The 23488-nt window shown below is 64.6% G+C and carries 23 protein-coding genes; 1 reads left to right on the plus strand and 22 read right to left on the minus strand.

What is annotated here, in order from left to right; genetic code table 11:
• Nucleotides 1–21: 21 nt before the first annotated feature.
• Nucleotides 22–1245, minus strand: coding sequence for a hypothetical protein (locus IEW49_RS05780; protein WP_188641788.1), 1224 nt, complete (start codon nucleotides 1243–1245; stop codon nucleotides 22–24).
• Between the two features lie 61 nt (nucleotides 1246–1306).
• Between IEW49_RS05780 and IEW49_RS05785 the strand changes: the two genes are divergently transcribed.
• On the plus strand, nucleotides 1307–3772 hold the full coding sequence (locus IEW49_RS05785) for a coiled-coil domain-containing protein (protein WP_188641789.1): 2466 nt from the start codon (nucleotides 1307–1309) through the stop codon (nucleotides 3770–3772).
• Between the two features lie 4 nt (nucleotides 3773–3776).
• On the opposite strand, the gene IEW49_RS05790 is transcribed toward IEW49_RS05785, so the two are convergent.
• The 21 genes from IEW49_RS05790 to ndhC all read right to left on the minus strand — a co-directional run bounded on the left by IEW49_RS05790 (nucleotide 3777) and on the right by ndhC (nucleotide 23484).
• Entirely contained in the window at nucleotides 3777–4055 is a 279-nt protein-coding gene (locus IEW49_RS05790; RefSeq protein ID WP_188641790.1) for a DUF1467 family protein, read from the minus strand.
• A gap of 2 nt (nucleotides 4056–4057) precedes the next feature.
• On the minus strand, nucleotides 4058–5683 hold the full coding sequence (locus tag IEW49_RS05795; protein ID WP_188641791.1) for a ribonuclease J: 1626 nt from the start codon (nucleotides 5681–5683) through the stop codon (nucleotides 4058–4060).
• A complete protein-coding gene (locus tag IEW49_RS05800; protein WP_188641792.1) occupies nucleotides 5680–6459 on the minus strand; it encodes a type III pantothenate kinase in 780 nt (259 codons plus the stop codon). The genes IEW49_RS05795 and IEW49_RS05800 overlap by 4 nt, the downstream gene beginning before the upstream one ends.
• Before the next feature lie 25 nt (nucleotides 6460–6484).
• Complete coding sequence (locus IEW49_RS05805) at nucleotides 6485–7195, minus strand: biotin--[acetyl-CoA-carboxylase] ligase (RefSeq protein WP_188641793.1); 711 nt, start codon at nucleotides 7193–7195, stop codon at nucleotides 6485–6487.
• A 4-nt stretch (nucleotides 7196–7199) separates the two neighbouring features.
• A complete protein-coding gene (nuoN, locus tag IEW49_RS05810; RefSeq protein ID WP_188641794.1) occupies nucleotides 7200–8657 on the minus strand; it encodes an NADH-quinone oxidoreductase subunit NuoN in 1458 nt (485 codons plus the stop codon).
• On the minus strand, nucleotides 8657–10198 hold the full coding sequence (locus IEW49_RS05815; RefSeq protein WP_188641795.1) for an NADH-quinone oxidoreductase subunit M: 1542 nt from the start codon (nucleotides 10196–10198) through the stop codon (nucleotides 8657–8659). The genes nuoN and IEW49_RS05815 overlap by 1 nt, the downstream gene beginning before the upstream one ends.
• A 1-nt stretch (nucleotide 10199) precedes the next feature.
• Nucleotides 10200–12275 carry an NADH-quinone oxidoreductase subunit L gene (gene nuoL, locus IEW49_RS05820; RefSeq protein WP_188641796.1) on the minus strand — a complete coding sequence of 692 codons (2076 nt, stop codon included), beginning with the start codon at nucleotides 12273–12275 and terminating at the stop codon, nucleotides 10200–10202.
• Nucleotides 12276–12279: 4 nt separating this feature from the next.
• On the minus strand, nucleotides 12280–12585 hold the full coding sequence (nuoK, locus tag IEW49_RS05825) for an NADH-quinone oxidoreductase subunit NuoK (protein ID WP_188641797.1): 306 nt from the start codon (nucleotides 12583–12585) through the stop codon (nucleotides 12280–12282).
• Nucleotides 12582–13202 carry an NADH-quinone oxidoreductase subunit J gene (locus IEW49_RS05830; RefSeq protein WP_188641798.1) on the minus strand — a complete coding sequence of 207 codons (621 nt, stop codon included), beginning with the start codon at nucleotides 13200–13202 and terminating at the stop codon, nucleotides 12582–12584. Before IEW49_RS05830 ends, nuoK begins: the two co-directional genes overlap by 4 nt.
• A gap of 27 nt (nucleotides 13203–13229) precedes the next feature.
• Nucleotides 13230–13718: an NADH-quinone oxidoreductase subunit NuoI gene (gene nuoI, locus IEW49_RS05835; RefSeq protein ID WP_188641799.1), complete on the minus strand. Its 489-nt coding sequence runs from the start codon at nucleotides 13716–13718 to the stop codon at nucleotides 13230–13232.
• Nucleotides 13715–14767, minus strand: coding sequence for an NADH-quinone oxidoreductase subunit NuoH (gene nuoH / locus IEW49_RS05840; protein ID WP_188641800.1), 1053 nt, complete (start codon nucleotides 14765–14767; stop codon nucleotides 13715–13717). Before nuoH ends, nuoI begins: the two co-directional genes overlap by 4 nt.
• Nucleotides 14764–16770 (minus strand): NADH-quinone oxidoreductase subunit NuoG, encoded by a 2007-nt coding sequence (nuoG, locus tag IEW49_RS05845; RefSeq protein ID WP_188641801.1) that lies wholly within the window; start codon nucleotides 16768–16770, stop codon nucleotides 14764–14766. Before nuoG ends, nuoH begins: the two co-directional genes overlap by 4 nt.
• The gene (locus tag IEW49_RS05850; RefSeq protein ID WP_188641802.1) at nucleotides 16770–17540 is read right to left on the minus strand and encodes a hypothetical protein; all 771 of its coding nucleotides are present in this window, start codon (nucleotides 17538–17540) and stop codon (nucleotides 16770–16772) included. Before IEW49_RS05850 ends, nuoG begins: the two co-directional genes overlap by 1 nt.
• Nucleotides 17537–18172 (minus strand): hypothetical protein, encoded by a 636-nt coding sequence (locus IEW49_RS05855; protein ID WP_188641803.1) that lies wholly within the window; start codon nucleotides 18170–18172, stop codon nucleotides 17537–17539. Before IEW49_RS05855 ends, IEW49_RS05850 begins: the two co-directional genes overlap by 4 nt.
• Nucleotides 18169–19461 carry an NADH-quinone oxidoreductase subunit NuoF gene (gene nuoF / locus IEW49_RS05860; RefSeq protein WP_188641804.1) on the minus strand — a complete coding sequence of 431 codons (1293 nt, stop codon included), beginning with the start codon at nucleotides 19459–19461 and terminating at the stop codon, nucleotides 18169–18171. The genes IEW49_RS05855 and nuoF overlap by 4 nt, the downstream gene beginning before the upstream one ends.
• Nucleotides 19461–19607, minus strand: a complete 147-nt coding sequence (locus IEW49_RS05865; RefSeq protein ID WP_188641805.1) for a hypothetical protein — start codon at nucleotides 19605–19607, stop codon at nucleotides 19461–19463. Before IEW49_RS05865 ends, nuoF begins: the two co-directional genes overlap by 1 nt.
• Entirely contained in the window at nucleotides 19601–20269 is a 669-nt protein-coding gene (locus tag IEW49_RS05870) for a complex I 24 kDa subunit family protein (RefSeq protein WP_188641806.1), read from the minus strand. The genes IEW49_RS05865 and IEW49_RS05870 overlap by 7 nt, the downstream gene beginning before the upstream one ends.
• Nucleotides 20270–20449: 180 nt before the next feature.
• Nucleotides 20450–21664 carry an NADH-quinone oxidoreductase subunit D gene (locus IEW49_RS05875; protein WP_373282479.1) on the minus strand — a complete coding sequence of 405 codons (1215 nt, stop codon included), beginning with the start codon at nucleotides 21662–21664 and terminating at the stop codon, nucleotides 20450–20452.
• Nucleotides 21661–22536: an NADH-quinone oxidoreductase subunit C gene (locus IEW49_RS05880; RefSeq protein WP_188641807.1), complete on the minus strand. Its 876-nt coding sequence runs from the start codon at nucleotides 22534–22536 to the stop codon at nucleotides 21661–21663. Before IEW49_RS05880 ends, IEW49_RS05875 begins: the two co-directional genes overlap by 4 nt.
• A gap of 1 nt (nucleotide 22537) precedes the next feature.
• Nucleotides 22538–23113: a NuoB/complex I 20 kDa subunit family protein gene (locus IEW49_RS05885; protein ID WP_229658097.1), complete on the minus strand. Its 576-nt coding sequence runs from the start codon at nucleotides 23111–23113 to the stop codon at nucleotides 22538–22540.
• Complete coding sequence (gene ndhC / locus IEW49_RS05890) at nucleotides 23110–23484, minus strand: NADH-quinone oxidoreductase subunit A (protein WP_188641809.1); 375 nt, start codon at nucleotides 23482–23484, stop codon at nucleotides 23110–23112. Before ndhC ends, IEW49_RS05885 begins: the two co-directional genes overlap by 4 nt.
• Nucleotides 23485–23488: the final 4 nt, after the last annotated feature.

A 23488-nucleotide genomic window follows, 5' to 3' on the forward strand; every position in this document is an offset into this window, starting at 1 on the left:
ACTCCGCTGGTTAAGCGCCCGTTAGTTGTCGCCGCGCGTCCCATAATGAAGCGCCAGCGCCAGGCATGCGAGCATCAGGACCTGGGTGACGGGCAGCAAGGCACTGAAAATAGTCGATATACCGAGAATGGCGGCAACCACCGGACGGTCGACCAGCGTCGCCCCCCAATCGCGATCGGCGAGCCGCAGCGACAGCACCAGCGCCACCCCGAGGAACACACGGTCGAGCGGCGCCTCACGCCAACCGTCGAGCGCCATGACGAGGATCCCCGCGAGCAGGATGTCGATGAACAGTCCCGGCCAAGCAGCGAAGCGCCGTCGCGGCTTCCTCGAGCGCGCTCGCGACAGCGCGCGCAGCCGCCGATAGGTGTCGCCCGCAAGCGCCGTGACCCCGAGCGCGGCGAGCGAGCCGCCGGCATAACCGCCGATCGCGAGCGCGCAGGTCGTCAGCGTCCCGAGCGCCACCGCGCCGAGCGCGAGCCCGGGCCCGCGCTCGTCATGCGCAGCCCGCTTTCCGATCAGGTCGGTGACGAAGCGCGAAAGCCGGTTGCGCGGGCCGCTGGTGCGCTTCCAGTCGCGCTCGAACCAGCCGGCCTCAATTGCCTTGGCGTCGATCTCGCTGCGCACGATCGTGTAGGCGTTCGCTTCTTCGCCGCTTTCGGGCACCGCCCGCGTCGGAATGCCCGATTGGAGCGCGATCCGCAGCAGGCTGCCACCCGGCTCGCAATCCTCGGGCAGGTCGGCGAGCCGCGCGACGAGGTTTCCGGGGAGGAACATCAGCCCGGCGGCGAGCCGGGTCAGGTCGATCCGGTCGAAGCCGTCCTCGCCCCCTTCTCGCGCCGGGATCGTCGCAATGCCGTGCCCGTCCTCGACGAAACCGGCGAGACGATCCTCCTCGATCATCAGACCCGGGGAAAAGACCAGCAATTCGTCGCCCGGTCCGACGATCCGGGCGAGCCGGTGGAGATCGCCCACCGGCTGGAACCGCGAGCCCCTGCCCTCGACTTCCTTCTGTAGCGCGAGCGGAGCGGCGATTTCCTGCGGGGCCCAGCACAACACCCGCTCGCAGCCGCAGGCCAGCGCCATCTCGGCCTGCCAGCGATAGATCGCGCGCCCCGCCACGCGGAGCGAGCCGTCAGCGCCGTTGGCCGGCTCTTCGAGCGATATCAGCGCGAACCGCACAGGCGATCGATCCTCCGTCAGGTCAGGGCGGGCGTGCCCGAGCGTGGCATAGAATACACGCACCCGATCCTTTTGGTTAACAGGCTATTTATCCACAGCTGCTTGGTGATACATTGTGGAAATCATGAAACGCACCCGTCTCGTCTCGATCGAAAACGACGCCTCCGAACAGCAGGACGCCGAAACCGTAACTCCCGATAGCGAAAGCGAAAACGGGGCCGAGAACGAAGAGGACGATCCGCTCTTCGAAGGCGAATATTACGCCGAGTACGAGGAGGAGGCTGTTCCAGCCCTGCGCGGTGGATGGATTGCGCCCACGCTCGCGACCCTCGCCATTCTCGGCTGGACGGCATTCTTCGGCTGGGCTCACCGCAGTGCGATCGCCGGTGTGACCCCGCTCGAAGCGATCGAACTGGTCGGAAGCTGGGCGCCGCCGGTCATCGTGATCGCGCTCGCCTGGCTGCTGGCCTTGCGGACGAGCCGCCGCGAGGCGAAACGCTTCGCCGAGGCAGCGCAGGTCCTCCGGGTCGAGAGCGAACAGCTCGAGGCGCGGCTCCACCACGTCAACGGCGAGCTCAGCGTCGCGCGCGAATTCCTCGCCCAGCAATCGCGCGAGCTCGAAACGCTCGGACGGCTCGCGGTTGATCGGATCGGCGAGCATTCGGGCCGCCTCGAGGAACTGATCTCGGACAATGGGCGCGAGGTCGAAAGACTCTCGGATGTCAGCGCGAATGCCTTGGAAAACATGGAGAGCCTGCGCGGCAACCTGCCCGTCATTGCGAGCTCGACCAAGGACGTCACCAACAATATCGCGCAGGCCGGGCGAACCGCGCGCGCACAGCTCGACGAGATGGTCGAGGGGCTCAAGCGGGTCAACGAATTCGGCGAAGCCAGCGAAACGCAGGTCGAACGCCTGCGCGAACGCGTCGGCGAGGCGATGGAAGAGTTCGCCGCCGCCACGCACGAGACCGGCGAAGCGCTGGCCGAACGCTACAACAAGCTCAGCGACAATGTCGGCGCGGCCCGGATCAAGTTCGAACAGGAAGAAATCGAGGCGCTCGCCTCGCTGCGCCAGCGCTGGTCCGCCGTGGGCGAGCAGATCAAGGATGCGCTCGACGAATTGGCGGGCCTCGACGAAGGCGTGATCCAGCCCGCGGCGGGCCGGATCGCCACCATGCGCGAGGAACACGGCGCGCTGCTCGGCGACGCAGCGCGCGCGAACGAGGAATTCGACAGCGAGCTCGCGCGGCGCCGCGAAGCTGCGGAAGCCGACAATCTCGCGTCGATAGACACGCTCCAGGCCCGCCTGGCCGCGCTCGACGGCGAGCTCGAGGAACGGCGCGCCGCCCACGAGGCGAGAGTCCGCGAAACAGGCGACCTGTCCGAAGCGCTCGCGGCCCGGATCGACGAGCTCACCGAAGCTGCCGGTCGGGCGAGGGAAACCGGCAGCGAAGCAGGCGAAACACTCGATCACGCGCTCGCCCGCGCCGGCGAGCGACTTGCCGCGACCGATGCGAGCCTGCGCGAGACCGACGGGCTTCTCGGCACCCTCACCGATACCACGGTGCGGCTGCTCGAACTCGTTCGCGCTACGGCCGATCACGGGAGCCAAGACCTGCCCAAGGCGCTCGTCGAGAGCGAACAGGCGCTCCTGCTGCTCGAGGAGCGCGCCAGCCAGATCAACCAGCGCGTTTCGCAGGCCGGGCGCGACGGTGCGTCCCTCGTCGAGGACCTCGAGAAATCGCAGGCGCGCCTTGCCGGCCTGCTCGCCGAATTCGAAAAGACCAGCGGCGCGCTCGACAAAGGGACCAGCGACCAGGCCGAGCGGCTCGCGAACATCGCGCTCGAATTCGATCGGTTGCAGGAAAAGAGCGAGACGCTCGCCGCGCACGCCCGCGAAGAGCTGTCGGTTTCGCTCGAAGCACTCCGCGAAGCCAATTCGGCGGCGCTGGCCCAGATCGAAAACGATGGCGGCGAAGGTCTCCAGCGCTGGGCCGAGAAGATCGGTGCCGCGAGCGGCGACGCGATCGAGCGCGAATTGCGCACCAAGATCGACGCCACCGCCGGCGCGCTCGACGAAGCCACGACCAAGGCGGCTGAACGCAGCCGTGAAGCCACGCTTCAGCTACGAGACCAGCTCGCCAAGATCGACGAGCTCACCGGCAACCTCGAACGCCGCATAGCGCGCGCCCACCAGCGCGCCGAGGAACAGGTCGACAATGACTTCTCGCGCCGCGCCGCGCTCATAACCGAGAGTCTCAATTCCTCGAGCATCGATATCGCCAAGGCACTGTCGGCCGATGTCGCCGACACCGCCTGGTCCTCCTACCTAAAGGGCGATCGCGGAATCTTCACCCGCCGCGCAGTACGCCTGCTCGACAGCGGCGATGCACGCGAGGTGGCCGATCTCTACGAGGAAGATGCCGGTTTCCGCGAAGACGTCGCGCGCTACATCCACGATTTCGAGAACATGCTGCGCCAGTTGCTTTCGACCCGCGACGGCCACGCACTCGGCGTGACCCTGCTCAGTTCGGACATGGGCAAGCTATACGTCGCGCTGGCGCAGGCAATCGAGCGCCTGCGCAGCTGACCGGCTATTCGGGCGGAGTCACGAGGCGGCTGATGTCGACATCCTCGATCCCGATCCAGCCCATCTCGTAATTGAGAAAAAACAGCGCGAACAGCGCGGTGGCGACGATCGTCGTGCGCAGGATCACGCGGCGCGGGCGGAAGTGTCGTGGTGCGCTTTCGGCCTGCCCGGGGACATAATCGGGATCGTCGCGCGGAACGGGTTCGAAGCCGAACGGCAGCATCGCGAGCCCGGTCAGCACCCAGAACAGGAAATAGATCGCGAGGGCGGAGGTAAACTGCATTTCTAGACCAGTACCTCGACCTGCGGTTTCTTGCCCGACCAGCGTTTGGCGGCGCGGCGCGCGGCAAGGCGTGCAGCTTCGCGGCGCTGTTCGGGATCGCGCGCCTTCCCGCCCTTGAGCTTGCGCAGCGCGGCCAGCACATCGTTGCGAGCTTCGTCGAGGAAGTCCTCCATGTCTTCCTCCAGCGGCAGGCCGATCGCGCTGACCCGCGCGTCCTTGCCGTCGAGCGCGACGATGACGATACCCGATTCGGCGAGGCGACGACGCATCACGATGCTCTCGCCGTCCGCTGGAGCGATAATGTCGCCATCGAGGATCAGCCGCCCGCTGCGCTCCACCCCGATCTTGCCGGGTTTGCCGGGAGCAAGGCGTACGACGTCGCCGTTCGATTGCACCACCTGGTGGCGGATGCCGCGGTCCTTGCCCAGGCGCGCGTGCTCGACGATATGGCGCATCTCGCCATGCACCGGAACGATGATCTCGGGATCGATCCACTCATAAAGTGCTTCCAGATCGGGCCGCCCCGGGTGTCCTGACACGTGGATTGCGGCCTGGTTCGCGGTGACCATTTCGATGCCGTCGCCGGCGAGCTTGTTCATCACCGCGCCGATCGCGATCTCGTTGCCCGGGATCTGGCGGCTCGAGAACAGGATCACGTCGCCCGCCTCGAGCGAGATCGGGTGACTGCCATCGGCGATGCGCGAGAGCGCGGCGCGCGGTTCGCCCTGCCCTCCGGTGGCGATGATCATCACTTCGCCGCGCGGGAGGCCCATCGCGGTATCCCAGTCGACCGTCTCGGGGAAATTCTTCAGGTAGCCGCTCGCCTGTGCGATGCGGATGATGCGGTCGAGCGAGCGCCCCGCGACGCACAACTGGCGCCCGGTGTCACGCGCGACCTCGCCCAAGGTCTCCATCCGCGCGACGTTGGAGGCGAAGGTCGTGATCAGTACGCGCTTGCCCTTGTGACGAAGGATTTCCTCGTCGAGGGCCCTGCGCACCCCGCCTTCCGAACCGGACGCCTTGGTATCGAACACATTGGTCGAATCGCACACCAGCGCGAGCACGCCATCCGCGCCGATAGCGCGCAGTTCTTCTTCGCTCGTCGGAACCCCGACGACGGGCTCCTCGTCGAGCTTCCAGTCTCCGGTGTGGAAAATGCGGCCATGCGGCGTGTCGATCAGCAGCGCATTGCCCTCGGCGATCGAATGCGCGAGCGGGACGTACTGGACCCCGAACGGGCCGAGCTCGAACCGCTCGAGATCGTCGACCACGTTCAACTCGACCTCGTCGACGATCCCGGCCTCTTCGAGCTTTTCCTGGATCAACCGCGCGGTGAACGGGGTTGCGTAGAGCGGCACGCCGAGCTCGTCGGCGAAATAGGGGATCGCCCCGATATGATCCTCGTGTCCGTGCGTGAGCACGATTCCGACGAGGTCCTCACGGCGTTCCTCGATGAATTCGAGATCGGCGAAGACGAGGTCGACGCCCGGATATTGCTGGCCCGAGAAGGTCATGCCGAGATCGACCATCAGCCACTTGCCGTCGGTGCCGTAGAGATTGACGTTCATGCCGATCTCGCCCGACCCGCCGAGCGCGAGGAACAGGAGTTCGTCCTTCTTCGGTTTCATGCCGCCAGCGCCCTTTCCGCGAGGATCGCGAGCCCGTCGAGCGTGAGCCCGGCATCGACCGCGTCGAACAGGTCGGTCGCCTCGTCGAACAGGATAGCGAGGCCGCCGGTGGCGACGACCTTGGCGGGGCGGCCGATTTCTTCCTTCATGCGGGCAACAAGTCCTTCCATCATCGCGACATAACCCCAGAACACTCCGATCAGCATCTGGTCCTCGGTGTTGCGGCCGATCACGCTGGCGTCGCGCGGTTTCTCGATCGCGATCCGCGGCAGCTTGGCGGTATTCCCCACCAGCGCGTCGAGCGAGAGATTGATGCCCGGCGCGATGATCCCGCCCTTGTAGGCGCCGTTGAAGTCGACTGCGTCGAAGGTTGTCGCGGTGCCGAAATCGATCACCACCAAATCGCCGTCATATTTGTCGTGCGCGGCGATCGTGTTGAGCGCGCGATCGGCGCCGAGGCTTCGCGGTTCGTCCACATCAACATCGAAGCCGTATGCGGCCGCCCCCTCGCCCGCGACCATCGGTTCGACCCCGAAATATTTCTGCGACAGCACGGTAAGGTTGTGGATCGCGCGCGGCACCACGGTGCCGATGATGATCGCGTGGATCGCCGACTTGTCGAACCCTTCGAGCGCGAGCAGCTGCATCAGCCACACCGCATATTCATCGCCCGTGCGGCGCGGGTCTGTGGCGATGCGCCAGCGCGTGCGCTGTTCGCGGCCTTCGTAAAGCGCGAAGACCGCATTGGTGTTTCCGACATCGATGGCGAGTAACATTGGTGGATTCCGTCTGTTGGCCGGATCAGGCGTAGCTGAGTTCGCCGGCGTGGATGGCACGGACCTCGCCATTATCCAAGCGCAGCCGTGCCGCGCCCTCTTCGGTCAAACCATCGAAAGTGCCGGCGATGCGCCCTTCCCCGGCTATTTCGGCAGCAAGGCGGGTGCCTTTGGGGTGCGCGGCAGCCTCCCACCGATTGACCAGCGGGGCGAGGCCGTAAGTGCGCCAGCGTTCGAGATCGGCCTTCCATTGCGCGGCGAGGCGCTCGGCGAAGGTGTCGCGATCGGGCGCGGGACCGAATTGTGCCATGGCGATGGTTTCGCGGTCGGGCAGTTCGGGCGCCTGAGCGAGGTTCACACCGATCCCGAGCACCACCGCATCGCCCGTCCCTTCGAGCAGGATACCCGCCATCTTGGCACCGCCGACCATCAGGTCGTTGGGCCATTTGAGTTGCACCTTGGCGGGCGGCGGGACGAGTTCGCCGACCACTTCGTGGAGCGCCACTCCGGCGAGCAGCGCGAGCGTGTTGCGGGGCGGATCGTGCGGTGTGGGATGGATCACCGTCGAGCCCATGAAATTGCCCGCGCCGTCGTTCCACGCCCTTCCCTGCCGTCCGCGCCCGGCTGACTGGCGGTCCACAACCAGCCAGTCGCCCTCGGGCACGCGCTCGCCCGCAGCGAGGCGCGCGGCCAAGTCGGAATTGGTCGAGCCGGTCTCTGCGACGTAGTGGATCAAGAGATCAGACGAAGGCGGTCAGAGCGGCGGCCGCGCGGTCCGCCCAATCGCCGAGCGGGATCGTCAGCAAATATCCAAGCGGGGAGATCACCAGCGCGCAGATCGCGAGGACCACGCCGTAGCTGGTCTCGCTCTTGCCGGTGATCACGTCCGCCGGCTCGTCGAAATACATCAGCTTGACGATCTTGATGTAGTAGTACGCGCCGATCACGCTCGCGGCGATACCGATCGCGGCGAGGATGATGAGGTCGGCCTGGACCGCGGCCTGGAACACCACGAACTTGCCCCAGAAACCGAACAGCGGCGGGATCCCCGCGAGGCTAAACATCAACATCATGAGCGCCAGCGCGATCATCGGACGGGTCTTCGACAGGCCCTTGATCGCGTCGATATCCTCGACCGGCATGCCGTCCGCGTCCTTGAGCATCATGACCGCGACGAACGAGCCAGCGACCATCGCGACGTAGATCGCGAGGTAGACGAGCATGGCGGAAACACCCGCTAGCGTCCCGGTGGCGAGGCCGATCAGAAGGAAGCCGATATTGTTGATCGAGGAATAGGCCAGCAGGCGCTTGATGTTGGTCTGCCCGATCGCGCCCAGGGCGCCCCACAGGATCGAGAGCAGCGCGGCGGTGATGACGATCGGCTGCCACGCGGTCAGCTGGCTACCGAAGGCTTCAACCGTGATCCGAGCGAGCACCGCGACCGCGGCGACCTTGGGCGCGGTGGCGAAGAAGCCGGTCGTCGGGGTGGGTGCACCCTCATAGACGTCGGGGGTCCACATGTGGAACGGGACGGCAGAGATCTTGAAGGCCAGGCCGACGAGCACGAAGGTCAGCCCGAAAACGTAACCGATGCTTCCTCCGTCCATGCCCGCGAGACGCACGGCTTCGTAGGATGTACCGCCCGAGAAGCCATAGAGCAGGCTCATGCCGAACAGCAGGATGCCCGAGGCCAGCCCGCCGAGGACGAAATACTTCACGCCCGCTTCGGTCGAACGGTCGTCGTCGCGCAGGAACGAAGCCATCACATAGGCCGCGAGGCTGTTGAGCTCGAGGCCGACATAGAAGGAGATCAGATCGCGCGCAGAGACCATGATCGACATGCCGAGCACCGCGAACACGATCAGGATCGGGAATTCGGCGCGCATCTTGGCCACGCGCTCGAAGAAGGCGGGACTGACCACCAGCGTCACGATCGCAGCGACGATCGCGAGGATCTTGGCAAAGCCGGCAAAGGCATCTGCGCGGATTTGGCCGCCGAAGGCTTCGCGACCGAGCGTGTCGCCGGTCATCTGGAACGCGGTGATGATCGCTACTGCGGTAAGCACCGACACGCCGACGATCGAAACGAGGCGGCTCGCCTTGTCGCCCACGAAAGCCGCGATCATCAGCATGGCGACGCCGGCGACCGCGAGGATGATCTCTGGGAGGACGACCTGGAGGGAAGACTGGAGGTCCATCAGTGCGCCTCCCCTGCTTCGACATGCGGCATCGCATTGGCAGCCGGGCGGCCCTCCCCTGCGGTGGCGTTACTGTCGTAATCGGGCGTCACGCGTTCGAGGCGCGCATCGAGCGCGGCGATGTCCTGGCGCATCGGGGCAAGGAAACTTTCGGGATAGACGCCCATCCACAGCACCGCGGCGGCGATGGGAGCGAGCATGATCCACTCGCGGGCGTTGAGATCGGGCATGGCGGCGGCGTCTTCATTGCGCTGCGTGCCGAAGGCGACGCGGCGATAGAGATAGAGCATGTAACCGGCGCCGAGGATGATGCCGGTGGTCGCGGCGGCGGTGACCCATGCGGAAACCTGCCAGATGCCCGCAAGGCTGAGGAATTCGCCGACGAAGCCGCTGGTCCCCGGCAAGCCGATGCTCGCCATGGTGAACAGCAGGAAGAACACCGCGTAGTACGGCATGTTGATCGATAGCCCGCCATAGCGGTCGATCTCGCGCGTATGCAGCCGGTCGTAGATCACGCCTACGCACAGGAACAGCGCCCCCGAAACGAGACCGTGGCTGAGCATCAGGATCATCGCGCCTTCGAGGCCCTGCGGATTGAATGCGAAAAGGCCGACCGTGACGATCGCCATATGCGCGACCGAGGAATAGGCGATCAGCTTCTTCATGTCCTGCTGCACCAGCGCGATCAACGAGGTCGCGATCACCGCGATCACCGAGAGGACGTAGATCAGCATCGCGAACTGCGCACTCGCATCGGGGAACATCGGCAGGCTGAAGCGGATGAAGCCGTAGCCGCCCATCTTGAGGAGAACGCCCGCGAGGATGACCGAGCCCGCGGTCGGCGCCTGGACGTGCGCATCGGGCAACCAGGTGTGGACCGGCCACATCGGCATCTTCACCGCGAAGCTGGCGAAGAAAGCGAGCCACAGCCAGGTTTGGGCGTCGGCCGCGAAATCGTACTGCATCAACGTCGGGATGTCGGTGGTGCCGGCGACGTTCACCATCCACAACATCGCGATCAGCATCAGGACCGAACCGAGCAGCGTGTAGAGGAAGAACTTGTAGCTGGCGTAGATCCGGTTCGCCCCGCCCCACACGCCGATGATCAGGTACATCGGGATCAGGCCGGCCTCGAAGAAGATGTAGAACAGGAACAGGTCCTGCGCGCAGAACACGCCGATCATCAGCAGTTCCATGATCAGGAACGCCGCCATGTATTCGCCCACGCGGGTGGTGATCGATTCCCAGCTGGCGAGGATGCAGATCGGCATCAGGAAGACCGACAACGCGATCAGCACCAGTGCGATCCCGTCGATCCCGAGCGCGTAGGAGAAGCCCGCGAACAGCTCCTGCCGCTCGGTGAACTGCCACTGCGCTCCGCCGATATCGAAATTGAGCCACAGCACCACGCCCAGCGCGAGATCGATCAGCGTGGCGACCAGCGCGATCATGCGCGCGAGTTTCGCGTCGACCAGCAAACAGGCGATCGCCGCGACCAGCGGCACGAGAAGCATCAGCGAAAGGATGGGAAAACCGTCCATGTCAGTTCGCCCCCTGGGAGATGATCCAGCTGATCGCGGCGACGAGGCCGGCCAGCATCACGAGGGCGTAGAGGTTGAGAGAACCGGACTGCACGCGTCGGGCGACGCCCGAGCCACGCATCACCGCCGAGGCGGCACCGTTCGGGCCGAAGCGGTCGATGATGCCTTCATCGCCGATCTTCCAGAACTTGCGGCCCAGCCAGAAAGCCGGCTTCACGAAGATCTTGTCGTAAACCTCGTCGAAGTACCACTTGTTGAACAGGAAGGCGTGCAACAGGCGGAACTGCTTGACGAAGGTCGCCGGGATCGTGGTGTCCTTGAGATAGGCGAGCCAGGCGAAGAACAGGCCGACCAGCATCACCACCAGCGGGGTGTACTTGACCCAGTACGGCACTGCGTGGAGCGCGTGGACGAGGTTCTCGTTGTAGAAGATGCTCTCGCCCCAGAACGCGGCGTCGTCGATGAACGGCCCGGCGAAGAACTGGCCGGCGAAGATCGCACCGAGGCTGAGGATACCGAGCGGGATCAGCATGGTCAGCCCGCTTTCGTGCGGGTGATAGCCGCCCGTGCCCGCGCCATAGGCCGGCGATGGCACCGAATGGGTCACGTCCTCGCCCGCGTCTTCCTGCTTGGGCGGGTTGTGGTCCTCGCTGTCGTCGTGACCGTCATGCACCGCGTGCGAAATGTGCTCGGACGCGGCCCAGCGCGGCTTGCCCCAGAAGGTCAGGAACATCAGGCGCCAGCTGTAGAAGCTGGTCAGCAGCGCGGCGAGCGCGCCGAGGAAGAACGCGACCTGGCCGAGCTCGGTCCCGCGACCGAAAGCGGCCTCGAGCACCGCGTCCTTCGACCAGAAGCCCGCAAAACCGACATGGAGGTGATAGACACCGACGCCGGTGATCGCGAGCGTGCCGAACATCATCGCCCAGAAGGTGAACGGGATTTCCTTACGCAGGCCGCCGTAATAGCGCATGTCCTGTTCGTGATGCATCGCGTGGATCACCGACCCCGCGCCGAGGAACAGCAGCGCCTTGAAGAAGGCGTGGGTGAACAGGTGGAACATCGCCACGCCGTATGCGCCAACGCCCGCGGCGAAGAACATGTAGCCCAGCTGCGAGCAGGTCGAATAGGCAATGACGCGCTTGATGTCCCACTGCGTCGTGCCGACGGTGGCGGCAAAGATGCAGGTCGCGGCACCGACGAAGGTGACGAGCGCGAGCGCGGTCGGCGCGGCCTCGAACATCGGCGACAGGCGGCAGACCATGAACACGCCCGCGGTGACCATCGTCGCGGCGTGGATCAGCGCGGAGACCGGGGTCGGACCTTCCATCGCGTCGGGCAGCCAGGTGTGGAGGCCGAGCTGCGCCGATTTCCCCATCGCGCCGATGAACAGGAGGATACAGAGCAGGTCCATCGTGTCGACGGTCGCGCCGAAGAAGCCGACCGTGCTGCCCGCCATGCCCGGTGCCGCTTCGAGGATTTCGGGGATCGACAGCGTGCCGAAGACGAGGAACGTCCCGAAGATGCCGAGCATGAAGCCGAGGTCGCCCACGCGGTTGACCACGAAGGCCTTGATCGCGGCGGCGTTGGCCGAGGGTTTCTTGAACCAGAAACCGATCAGCAGGTAGCTCGCGAGGCCCACCCCTTCCCAGCCGAAGAACATCTGGACGAGATTGTCGGCAGTCACCAGCATCAGCATGGCGAAGGTGAAGAGCGAGAGATAGGCGAAGAACCGCGGCTGGTCCGGATCTTCGTCCATGTAGCCCCAGCTATAGAGGTGGACGAGCGCCGAGACGGTGGTGATCACCACCAGCATCACCGCGGTCAGCGTGTCGACGCGCAGCGCCCAGTCGAACGACATGGTGCCGGACTGGACCCATTGCAGCACCGGCACGACTTCGGACGTGGCGGTCCCGCCGACGAAGCCGAGGAAGATCGGCCAGCTCAGCGCGCAGGCGACGAACAGCGCGCCGGTGGTGACCAGCTTGGACACGAAATTGCCCAGCATGCGGTTGCCCAGCCCGGCGACGATCGCCGCGAGCAGGGGCAGGAATACGATGATCAGGATCGAGGAGGACAAGTGCCTATCCCTGCAACTGGCTGACGCTGTCGACCGCGATGGTGCGGCGGCGGCGGAAGAAGACGACGAGGATCGCAAGCCCGATCGCGGCCTCTGCGGCGGCGACGGTGAGCACGAACATCGCGAAAACCTGCCCCGTCAGGTCGCCGAGGAAGGCACTGAAGGCGACGAGGTTGATGTTCACGGCGAGCAGCATGAGCTCGATCGACATCAGGATGACGATCACGTTCTTGCGGTTGATGAAGATGCCCAGCACGCCGAGCACGAACAGGATCGTGGCAACGACGACATAGTGTTCGACACCGATCATAGCTCGATCCCCTTGCCGATCTCGGGTGTGACGTTGCGCGTCGCCTCTTCGGGACGGCGGCGATTCTGGCGGCTGACGTTCTGCTGTCCGCGCGCCGGGCCCGAGCCCAGGTGGGTCAGCACGATCGCGCCGATCATGGCGACGAGCAGGATGATGCCGGCAGCCTCGAACAGGAACACGTAGCGGGTGAACATCAGCGATCCGATCGCCTCGATATTGCTCGCGCCGAGCGGCGCCGCGCCGGTGCCGTCAGGCGTGCCGAGCTCGATCGCGCCGGTACGATAGGCGCCGATGCCGAGCACGATCTCGGCCAGCAGGATCAGCGCGATCAGCAGGCCCAGCGGCATGTTGCGCATGAAGCCGGCGCGCATTTCGGCATAGTCGATGTCGAGCATCATTACGACGAACAGGAACAGCACCGCGACCGCGCCGACATAGACGATGACGAGCAGCATCGCGATGAACTCGGCACCCACGAGCACCATCAGGCCCGCCGCATTGAAGAACGACAGGATCAGCCACATCACGGAGTGCACCGGGTTGCGCGCGAAGATCACCATCATCGCGGAAGCGATGACCATGGCGGCAAACAGGTAGAAGGCGATTGTATGGATCATCTGGGTCCCGATCAGTCCTGCGCGCGCCTAGCGATAGGGCGCATCGGCTTCAAGGTTCGCGGCGATCGCCCGCTCCCACTTGTCCCCGTTCGCCAGCAGTTTCGCCTTGTCGTAGAGCAGCTCCTCGCGCGTTTCGGTCGCGTATTCGAAGTTCGGCCCTTCGACCACGGCATCCACCGGGCAGGCTTCCTGGCAGAAGCCGCAGTAGATGCACTTGGTCATGTCGATGTCGTAGCGCGTGGTGCGGCGGCTGCCATCTTCGCGCGGTTCGCTCTCGATCGTGATCGCCTGCGCGGGGCAGACGGCCTCGCACAGCTTGCACGCGATGCAGCGCTCCTCGCCATTGGGATAGCGGCGCAGCGCGTGCTCGCCGCGGAAACGCGGGGAGATCGGGTTCTTCTCGTAGGGGTAGTTGATCGTCACCTTCGGCTTGAAGAAGTACTTCAGCGTCAGCCAGTGGGCCTTGACGAACTCCCACAGGGTGAAGGATTTGATCAGGTGCGCGACGGTGCTCATGCGACACCTCCGTAACGGGTAAACATCAGCCAGCCCGAGATCACGGCGACGAACAGCAGCGACAGGGGCAGGAAGACTTTCCAGCCCAGGCGCATGAGCTGGTCGTAGCGATAGCGCGGCACGGTCGCCATCACCCAGCTGAAGCAGAAGAAGAAGAAGAAAATCTTGAGGAAGAACCAGACGAAGCCCGGCACGAGGTAGAGCGGCTCCCAATCGAACGGGGGCAGCCAGCCACCGAAGAACAGGATTGCGGTGAGCGCGCACATCAGCAGGATGTTGGCGTATTCACCGAGCCAGAACAGCGCAAAGCTCATCGAGGAATATTCGGTCTGGTAGCCGGCGACGAGCTCGCTTTCGGCCTCGGTCAGGTCGAACGGCACGCGCTGCGTCTCGGCCAGCGCCGAGATGAAGAACATGAAGAACAGCGGGAACAGCAGCGGGTTCGCGATGAAGCCGTTGATGAAGCCCAGGCCATGGCCGCGCTGCGCCTCGATGATGGTGTTGAGGTGGAAACTGTCCGCCCACAGCACGACGCAGACGATGATGAAGCCGATCGAGACCTCGTAGGAAATCATCTGCGCGGCGGCGCGCATCGAGGAGAAGAACGGGTATTTCGAGTTCGACGCCCAGCCCGAGATCACGACGCCGTAGACGCCCAGCGAGCTGACCGCGAAAATGTAGAGCAGGCCCACATTGATGTCCGCCAGCACCGCGCCCGAATTGAACGGGATCACCGCCCAGGCGATCAGCGCCACGGTGAAGGTGATGATGGGCGCGATCAGGAACAGGCCCTTGTTCGCCGCGCTCGGGATGATGGTTTCCTGCAGGAACACCTTCAGCCCGTCGGCGAAGCTCTGCAGCAGTCCGAACGGCCCGACCACGTTGGGCCCGCGCCGCAAATTGATCGCGGCCCAGACCTTGCGGTCGACATAGATGATCATCGCGACCGCGAGCATCAGCGGCAGTGCGATCAGCAGGATCCCGGCGATGGTCGCGACGAACCACGCCCATTCGTAGGTCATGCCGAGGGATTGGAAGAATTCGGTCATTCCGCGGCCTCCCGCACGTCTTCGCCGTGGATCAGTTCGGCCGAGCAGCGCTGCATCGTGGTCGAGGCGCGCGCAATCGGGTTGGTGAGGTAGAAATCGGCGATCGGGTAGGCAATTTTGCCTTCCGCCTTCGCCGCCTTGCCCGTCTTGGGAAGCGAACCGTAATCGGCGAGGCCTTCGACCGCGAGCGCGGGGACTTCCTCGGTCATCGCGGCGCGAAGCTGGGCGAAATTGTCGAACCCGACCTTCACTTTCAGCGCATCGGCCAGCGCCCGCAGGATCGTCCAGTCCTCGCGTGCATCACCCGGGGCGAACACCGCCTTGTCGGCGAATTGCACACGACCTTCGGTGTTCACGTAGCTTCCCGGCTTTTCCGCGTAACTCGCTGCAGGCAGGATGATATCCGCCGCATGCGCGCCCTTGTCGCCGTGGTGGCCGATATAGACCTTGAGGCTGTCGGCGAACGGCTCCCAATCGACTTCGTCGGCACCCAGCGCGAGCACGAGTTTGGGCTTGGCCTTGGCGATATCGGCTATTCCGCCGTCCTGCGCGAAGCCGAGCATCAGCGCGCCCATCCGCGCGGCGGCGGTGTGGACGACGTTGAAACCGTTCCATCCGTCTTTCACGAGACCGAGGGTCTCGACCAGGCCGAGCGCGCTGTCGTATGCACCGGCGGCAAGGCCCCCTGCCCCGAGGATCAGCGCCGGACGCTCGGCATCCTTGAACGCGTCGGTGACGGCCTTCGGCAGCTTGCCGAGAACCGAGACGTCGTCGCCGAGGAATTCGGCCGGATAGGTCGTTTCCCATTCGGGCCCGACCACGAACACCTTGGCGCCGCGCTTCACCGCCTTGCGGATCCGCACGTTGAGCAGCGCGGCTTCGGTGCGCAGATTGCTGCCGACGATCAGGACCGCATCGGCATTCTCGATCTCGGCAAAGCTGGTGTTGAAATTGACCGCGGCGAGGTTGCCGGTCGGGTAATCCATCCCGGTCTGGCGGCTTTCCACGAGATCGGAGCCCGACGCCTTGACCAGCGCCTTGGCCGCGAACATCGTCTCGCAATCGACCATGTCGCCCGCGATCGCGGCGATGCTCTTGCCCGGCTTGGCCTTGGCGATCGCCTTGAACGCCTCGTCCCAGCTACCCTCGACCAGCTTGCCCCGCTTGCGCAGGAACACCTTGTCGAGGCGGCGGCGCTGGAGGCCGTCGACCTGGTAGCGCGCCTTGTCGGTGATCCACTCCTCGTTGACCTCGTCGTTGATCCGCGGGAGCACGCGGAGCACTTCGCGACCGCGCGAGCACAGCGTGATGTTCGATCCCATCGCGTCCGAAACGTCGATCGAGAGCGTCTTCTTGAGCTCCCACGGTCGGGCTTCGTAGGCATAGGGGCGCGAAGTCAGCGCGCCGACCGGGCACAGGTCGATCACGTTGGCCGACAGTTCGTGCTCGGCCGCCTGCTCGAGATAGGTGGTGATCTGCATGTTCTCGCCGCGATAGAGCGCGCCGATTTCGTCGACCCCGGCCACTTCCTCGGAGAAGCGCACGCAGCGGGTGCAGTGGATGCAGCGGGTCATGATCGTCTTGATCAGCGGGCCCATGTATTTCTCGGTCACCGCGCGCTTGTTCTCGTCATAGCGCGTGTAACCGCGGCCATAGGCCATCGCCTGGTCCTGCAGGTCGCATTCGCCGCCCTGGTCGCAGATCGGGCAATCGAGCGGGTGGTTGATGAGCAGGAACTCCATCACCCCTTCGCGCGCCTTCTTGACCATTTCGCTGTCGGTGCGGATTTCCTGCCCTTCGGTCGCGGGCAGCGCGCAGCTCGCCTGCGGCTTGGGCGGTCCGGGCTTCACCTCGACCAGGCACATGCGGCAATTGCCGGCGATGCTCAGCCGCTCGTGATAGCAGAAACGCGGGATTTCCTTGCCCGCAAGCTCGCACGCCTGGAGGACGGTGGCGCCCTCCGGGACTTCGATTTCGGTTCCGTCGACGGTGACGTTGGGCATTATTCCGTCGCTCCTTCCACACCGCCGCTTCGGCCGCTTTCAGCCCGGAGCGGCGCATAGTGCATGCGCGCCCACATGGCGTCGGCAACCAGTTGCCGGACGATGGAAATCTGCAATTTCACTTCGGTCTCACTGGATTTCATGCACTTCTCGAAGACGGGCATGAGGTCGGCGAATGCTTCGCTCTCTTCATCCGAGGTCGGACGACTGTCGAGCAGCGCGTGTGCGGTTTCGGGCGCAGTGCTGCTGATGCAGTCTCCGGTCTCGAAAATCGCTTGGGTCGGCGGATAGAAGCGCGCCATCCGATAGCGATTGCCGAGCTGTTCCGGCTCGAGCAGGTCGCCCGCAATCGGATCGCGCTGATAATGGAGATAGGCTTCTTCGGCCAACAGGTTGCGCATCGTGCGGTGCGGGAACTGCATGTACATCTTGAATTCGCTCTGGCGCATGGCACGACCGATGCAATCATCGATATTGAAGTCCTCGAACACCTCTTCGGCGTCGGTATCGAGCGCGTCGTAATCGATCTGGAAGAAATCGCTCTTGGCGAGCAGTTCGGTCGTCTCTTCCTTGTTGCGACTGAACGAACACCGCGCGACGACTTTCTGCATCTGGCGGGCGCGGCCGGCCTCGACGCTTTCCGGTTCTTGCAGGAACCGCGTACCGACCTGCTGCTCGCCCTCGATCTCGGCGGCGTCCTGGGCCGAAACGGCTGCGGGCTGGGCCGCCAACGCGGCAAGCGCCAGCGCAAGGCTCGTGCGAAGGATCACGATGCGCCCTCCCCGTCATGCGCCGCCAGCAGCCGGAACGCGGCCGTGGCGAGGATCGAGCGCAACCCCAGCGGCGAGCCTTCGAGGCCTTGGCCTTTGGGCAGGCAGGCATCGGCGATCGGCATCAACGCCGCGATCGCCTGCAATTCCTCGGGCGCGTTGATCTTCGTGTCGAACAGCACGGCGACGAGGTGCGGCGCACCGCGCACCATGCACATCGCCATCGCGTCGCTGCGTCCATAGGTAGCGGCTTCGGTGCCCGCAGCGGCATAGTTGAGTCGGGTCAGCAGCGGGGTCTCGCCCTGCTCGATCAGGCGCTCGGCGAGGCCCCCGGCGAACGGCAACCCGCCGAGTTCGATCCGGCGATAGGCGCGCGGCATCGCGCTGAAGCACTTCTCCGAAACGCGCGTCTTGGCGAGTTCGGTCAGTCCGTCGCGGTATTCGTCGGTGCGGAAATCCATCGCCAGCAGACGCCGGGCGGTCTCTTCCTGCTCGTCCGCGATGCAGGTCGTCCACGCCTCGACCGCGGCGCGCTGGCGCTCGACATTGCGGTCCATCCGCGCACGCTGCTGCGCCTGCGCGGGAAGCGCGAGCGAAAGCGCGACAAGCAGGGAAAGGAGCAGCCGGATCATTCCGCGGCTTCCTTCGTGAATTCGGCGTGTTCGTCGATGCGACGTTCGAGCTCGGGCCGGAAGTGCTTGAGCAGGCCCTGGATCGGCCACGCTGCGGCATCGCCAAGCGCACAGATCGTGTGACCTTCGACCTGCTTGGTCACTTCGTAGAGCATGTCGATTTCTTCGCGACTGCTCTGGCCGACGCGCAAGCGCTCCATCACGCGCCACATCCAGCCCGTGCCTTCGCGGCAAGGCGTGCACTGGCCGCAGCTCTCGTGCTTGTAGAAATAGCTGATGCGCGAAATCGCACGGACGATGTCGGTCGACTTGTCCATCACGATCACCGCCGCGGTGCCGAGGCCGGACCCGACTTCCTTGAGCCCGTCGAAATCCATCGGGCAGTCCATGATCTGCTCGGCGGGGACCAGCGGGACCGAGGAACCACCTGGAATCACTGCGAGGAGATTGTCCCAACCGCCGGTAATTCCGCCGCAATGTTTTTCGATGAGGTCCTTGAACGGAATGCTCATCTCTTCCTCGACCACGCAGGGCTTTTCGACGTGCCCGCTGATCTGGAACAGCTTGGTACCGGCATTTCCCTCGCGGCCAAAGCCGGCGAACCACTCGCCGCCGCGCCGCAGGATGGTCGGGACCACCGCGATGCTCTCGACATTGTTGACCGTGGTCGGGCAGCCATAGAGGCCCGCGCCCGCCGGGAACGGCGGCTTGAGGCGCGGCTGGCCCTTCTTGCCTTCGAGGCTTTCGATCATCGCGGTTTCTTCACCGCAGATGTAGGCGCCCGCGCCGCGATGCAGGAACACGTCGAAATCGTAGCCCGACTTGGCCGCGTTCTTGCCGATCAGGCCCGCGTCATAGGCCTCGTCGATCGCCTTCTGCAGCACCTCCGCCTCGCGAATGTACTCGCCGCGAATGTAGATGTAGGCGGCCCTCGCGCGCATTGCGTAGCCCGCGACCAAGGCGCCTTCGATCAGCTTGTGCGGATCGTGGCGGATGATTTCGCGGTCCTTGCACGAACCGGGCTCGGATTCGTCGGCATTGATGACGAGGAAGCTCGGACGACCGTCCTTCGATTCCTTCGGCATGAACGACCATTTGAGGCCCGTGGGGAAGCCTGCGCCACCACGGCCGCGCAGGCCCGAAGTCTTGATTTCCTCGATGATGGCATCGTGGCCGCGCGCGATCAGCGACTTGGTATCGTCCCAGTCGCCGCGCGCCTGCGCCGCCTTCAGCCCCCAGTCCTGGAAGCCGTACAGGTTGGTGAAGATGCGATCCTTATCGGCGAGCATCAGAAAGCGCCCCCTTGCGAGAGGAAATAGATCGCCGCGACGACGATCAGCGCGATTGCGCCGAACTTGACGATGCCCATCAGGACCTTCCACGCGATCCAGATCAGGATCAGCGCGACGATGATCGTGCCGATTTCCATTACCATTCGCTCCGGTAATCGTGGTTCGCGTCGACCATTTCCTTGAGCGTGGTCGGCCCGCCAGAAGGCTCAGAGGTATGACGCCCCGGCTCCTGCGTGCCTTCCTTCGGCTGCTTGCCGGCGGCCAGCGCATCGAGCACGGCGTCGAGCCGCTCGGGGGTCAGGTCCTCGTAATTGCCGTCGTTGATCTGGACCATCGGCGCGGTGGCGCAATTGCCCATGCATTCGACTTCGGTGAGCGTCCACAGCCCGTCTTCCGACGTGCTGCCCTTCACCATGCCGCGCTTGTAGCAGGCCTCGAGGATATCGTCCGAGCCGCGCAGCATGCACGGCGTGGTGCCGCAAACCTGGACGTGGAAGCGGCCGACCGGCGCAAGGTTGTACATGGTGTAGAAGGTCGCGACCTCGAGCACGCGGATCACCGGCATGTCGAGGTATTCGGCGATGTATTCGATCACCGGCAGCGGTAGCCACCCTTGCGTATTGGTCTCCGCGCCGACCTGGCGCTGGGCGAGGTCGAGCAGGGGCATCACCGCCGATTTCTGCCGCCCTTCGGGATAACGCGACACGAAGGTGCGCGCCTTCTCGGCGTTTTCATCGGTCCAGACGAAGCCACCCCACCGCTCGCGCAGTTCGGGGGTGTCGGGTGCGGGAGCGCGGTCAGCCATGACGGACCTCCGCTGCCTTACGGCCAGATCTAATGGCGACTAGCGAGGGAATTAAAAATGAAGCAACCACGACCATCCCGACCGTCAGCAAAATTTCAAACTCGATAAACTTCAACAGGTGCAGCGCTACAAGACCCGCAAGCACGCTGATTTCTGCGAGTGTGAGAAGTCCCAGTCTACTCACCGATCACACTCCCCGAACACCACGTCGATCGCGCCCAAAATGGCGGTCGCGTCGGGCAACATGTGGCCGCGGCTCATGAAGTCCATCGCCTGGAGGTGGCTGAACGCGGTCGGGCGGATCTTGCAGCGATACGGCTTGTTGGTGCCGTCGCTGACGAGATAGACGCCGAATTCGCCCTTGGGGCTTTCGGTCGCGACATAGACTTCGCCGGCGGGCACATGGAAACCCTCGGTATAGAGCTTGAAGTGGTGGATCAGTGCTTCCATCGACTGCTTCATCTCGGCGCGCTTGGGCGGCGCGACCTTGCGGTCGTCGCTCGCGATCGGCCCTTCGGGCATCTCGGCGAGGCACTGCTTGATGATCTTCGCGCTCTGGTAGACTTCCTGCACGCGGACCATGAAGCGGTCGTAGCAATCCGAATTGGTACCGACGGGGATTTCGAAATCCATCCGGTCGTAGACGTCGTAGGGCTGCGACTTGCGCAAATCCCACGGCAGGCCGGCGGCGCGGATCATCGGGCCCGAGAAGCCCCACTTGATCGCGTCGTCCTTCGAAACCACCGCGATGTCGACGTTGCGCTGCTTGAAGATGCGGTTGTCGGTGACGAGGCTCATCGCGTCGCCGAACAGTTCGGGCAGTCGGTTGTCGACCCACTCGCCGATATCGACCAGCAGTTTCTCGGGCGCATCCTGGTGAACGCCGCCGGGGCGGAACCACGCCGCGTGCATGCGCGCGCCGCTGACCCGCTCGAAGAAGTTCATGCAGTCTTCGCGCAGCTCGAACACCCACAGGTTCGGCGTCATCGCGCCGACATCCATCACGTGTGCGCCGATATTGAGCATGTGATTGCAGATGCGGGTGAGTTCGGCGAACAGCACGCGCAGGTACTGCGCCCGCTCGGGCACCTCGACGTTCATCAGCTTCTCGATCGCGAGGACGTAGGAATATTCCTGCGCCAGCGGCGAGCAATAGTCGAGCCGATCGAAATACGGCAGCGCCTGGAGATAGGTCTTGTGCTCGATCAACTTCTCGGTGCCGCGATGCAGCAGGCCGACATGCGGGTCGATCCGTTCGATGATTTCGCCGTCGAGTTCCATCACCATGCGCAGCACGCCGTGCGCCGCCGGGTGCTGCGGCCCGAAATTGATCGTGTAATTGGTGATGACGTCGTCGTTGGTGGTCGGCGACTCTTCGATTACCATCGCGGTCATTGGTCGCCTCCCTTCTTGGGTTCGGTCGCCTTCGCGGTGTCGGCTGACTTGCCCTTGCGCGCGGGCTCGTCCGGGCGATCCTCGGTCGGAGCGGGCGCGCCCGAATCTTCCACGTTCGTATCCTCTTCGGCAGGCGCGCCTGCGCTTTCGCGCTCGGCAGCCTTCTTGTCGGTCGCCTCGCCGGCCCCGGTGTCCTCGGGCTTTGCCGTGGTCTTGGGGTCGTCGATCGGTGGCGCACCGGGAGCCCCGGCATCACCGGTCGCCTTCTCGTCGCCCGGCAGGATGTAATCGGCGCCTTCCCACGGCGAGAGGAAATCGAATTGCCGGAAATCCTGTGCCAGTTCGACGGGCTCGTACACGACGCGCTTTTCCTCTTCGGAATAGCGCAGCTCGACATAGCCGGTCAGCGGGAAGTCCTTGCGGAAGGGATGCCCCTCGAAGCCGTAATCGGTGAGGATGCGGCGCAGGTCGGGATTGCCGGAGAAGACGACCCCGTACATGTCGAACACCTCGCGCTCGAGCCAGCCTGCGACCGGCCAGAGCGTGGTGACGGTCGGCACCGGCGCATCCTCGTCGGTCGAGACCTTGACCATCACGCGGTGGTTCCTGGTCAGGCTGAGCAGCATGTAGACGACTTCGAAACGCTCGTCGCGCGACGGATAGTCGGCGCCCGCGATTTCCATCAGCTGCTGGTATTCGTGCTCGTCGCGCAGCAGGCGCAGGGCATCCTCGATGCTCTCGCGCTTGACGGTGAACAGCAGTTCGCCGTGCTCTTCGCGCGATTCCACGAGCATGTCGCCGAGCGCCTTGCCGAGCGTATCGAGCAAGCCGTCGTTCGAAGCGTATTTCGGGGCGGAGTGGAGGACGGCCATATCAGCGCTCGATCGTCCCTTCGCGGCGGATCTTCCGCTGCAGCTGCATCACGCCGTAAAGCAGCGCTTCAGCCGTCGGCGGGCAGCCCGGGATATAGATGTCCACCGGCACGATCCGGTCGCAGCCGCGCACCACCGAATAGCTATAATGGTAATAGCCGCCGCCATTGGCGCAGCTGCCCATCGAGATGACGTATTTGGGCTCCGACATCTGGTCGTAGACCTTGCGCAGCGCGGGGGCCATCTTGTTGCACAGCGTGCCGGCGACGATCATCACGTCGCTCTGGCGAGGAGAAGCGCGCGGGGCGACCCCGAAGCGCTCCATGTCGTAGCGCGGCATGTTGACGTGGATCATCTCGACCGCGCAGCAGGCGAGGCCGAAGGTCATCCACCACAGGCTGCCCGTGCGCGCCCACTGGAACAGTTCCTCGGTCGAGGTGACGAGGAAGCCCTTGTCGTTGATCTCGGAATTGACCGCGTCGAAATAGGACTGGTCCGGCATGCGGACCTCGCCCGGCTGTGCGGTCGGCTGGATGCGCGGATCGCGCCCGGCGGGAGTTTCGGTAAGAGTGCTCATTCCCAGTCCAGAGCCCCTTTCTTCCATTCGTAAGCGAGGCCGAGACCCAGGATGGCGAGGAATACCATCATCGCGCCCCACCCGGTCCAACCGGTATATTCGAGGCTGACGGCCCACGGAAACAGGAACGAGGCTTCGAGATCGAAGATGATGAAGCTGATCGCGACGAGGTAGAACCGCACGTCGAACCGGCCGCGCGAGTCCTCGAAGGCGGGGAAGCCGCATTCGTATTCGCTCAGTTTTTCGGCGTCGGGCTTGTGCGATCCCGTCAGGCGCGAAACGCCCATCGGCAGGAACACGAAAGCCGTCGACAGAACCACGGCGATGCCGAGGAACAGGAGGATGGGCAGGTATTGCGAGAGGTCGACCAAGGGT

This window comes from Pseudoblastomonas marina, from assembly GCF_014641655.1.
Lineage (GTDB): Bacteria > Pseudomonadota > Alphaproteobacteria > Sphingomonadales > Sphingomonadaceae > Alteriqipengyuania_A > Alteriqipengyuania_A marina.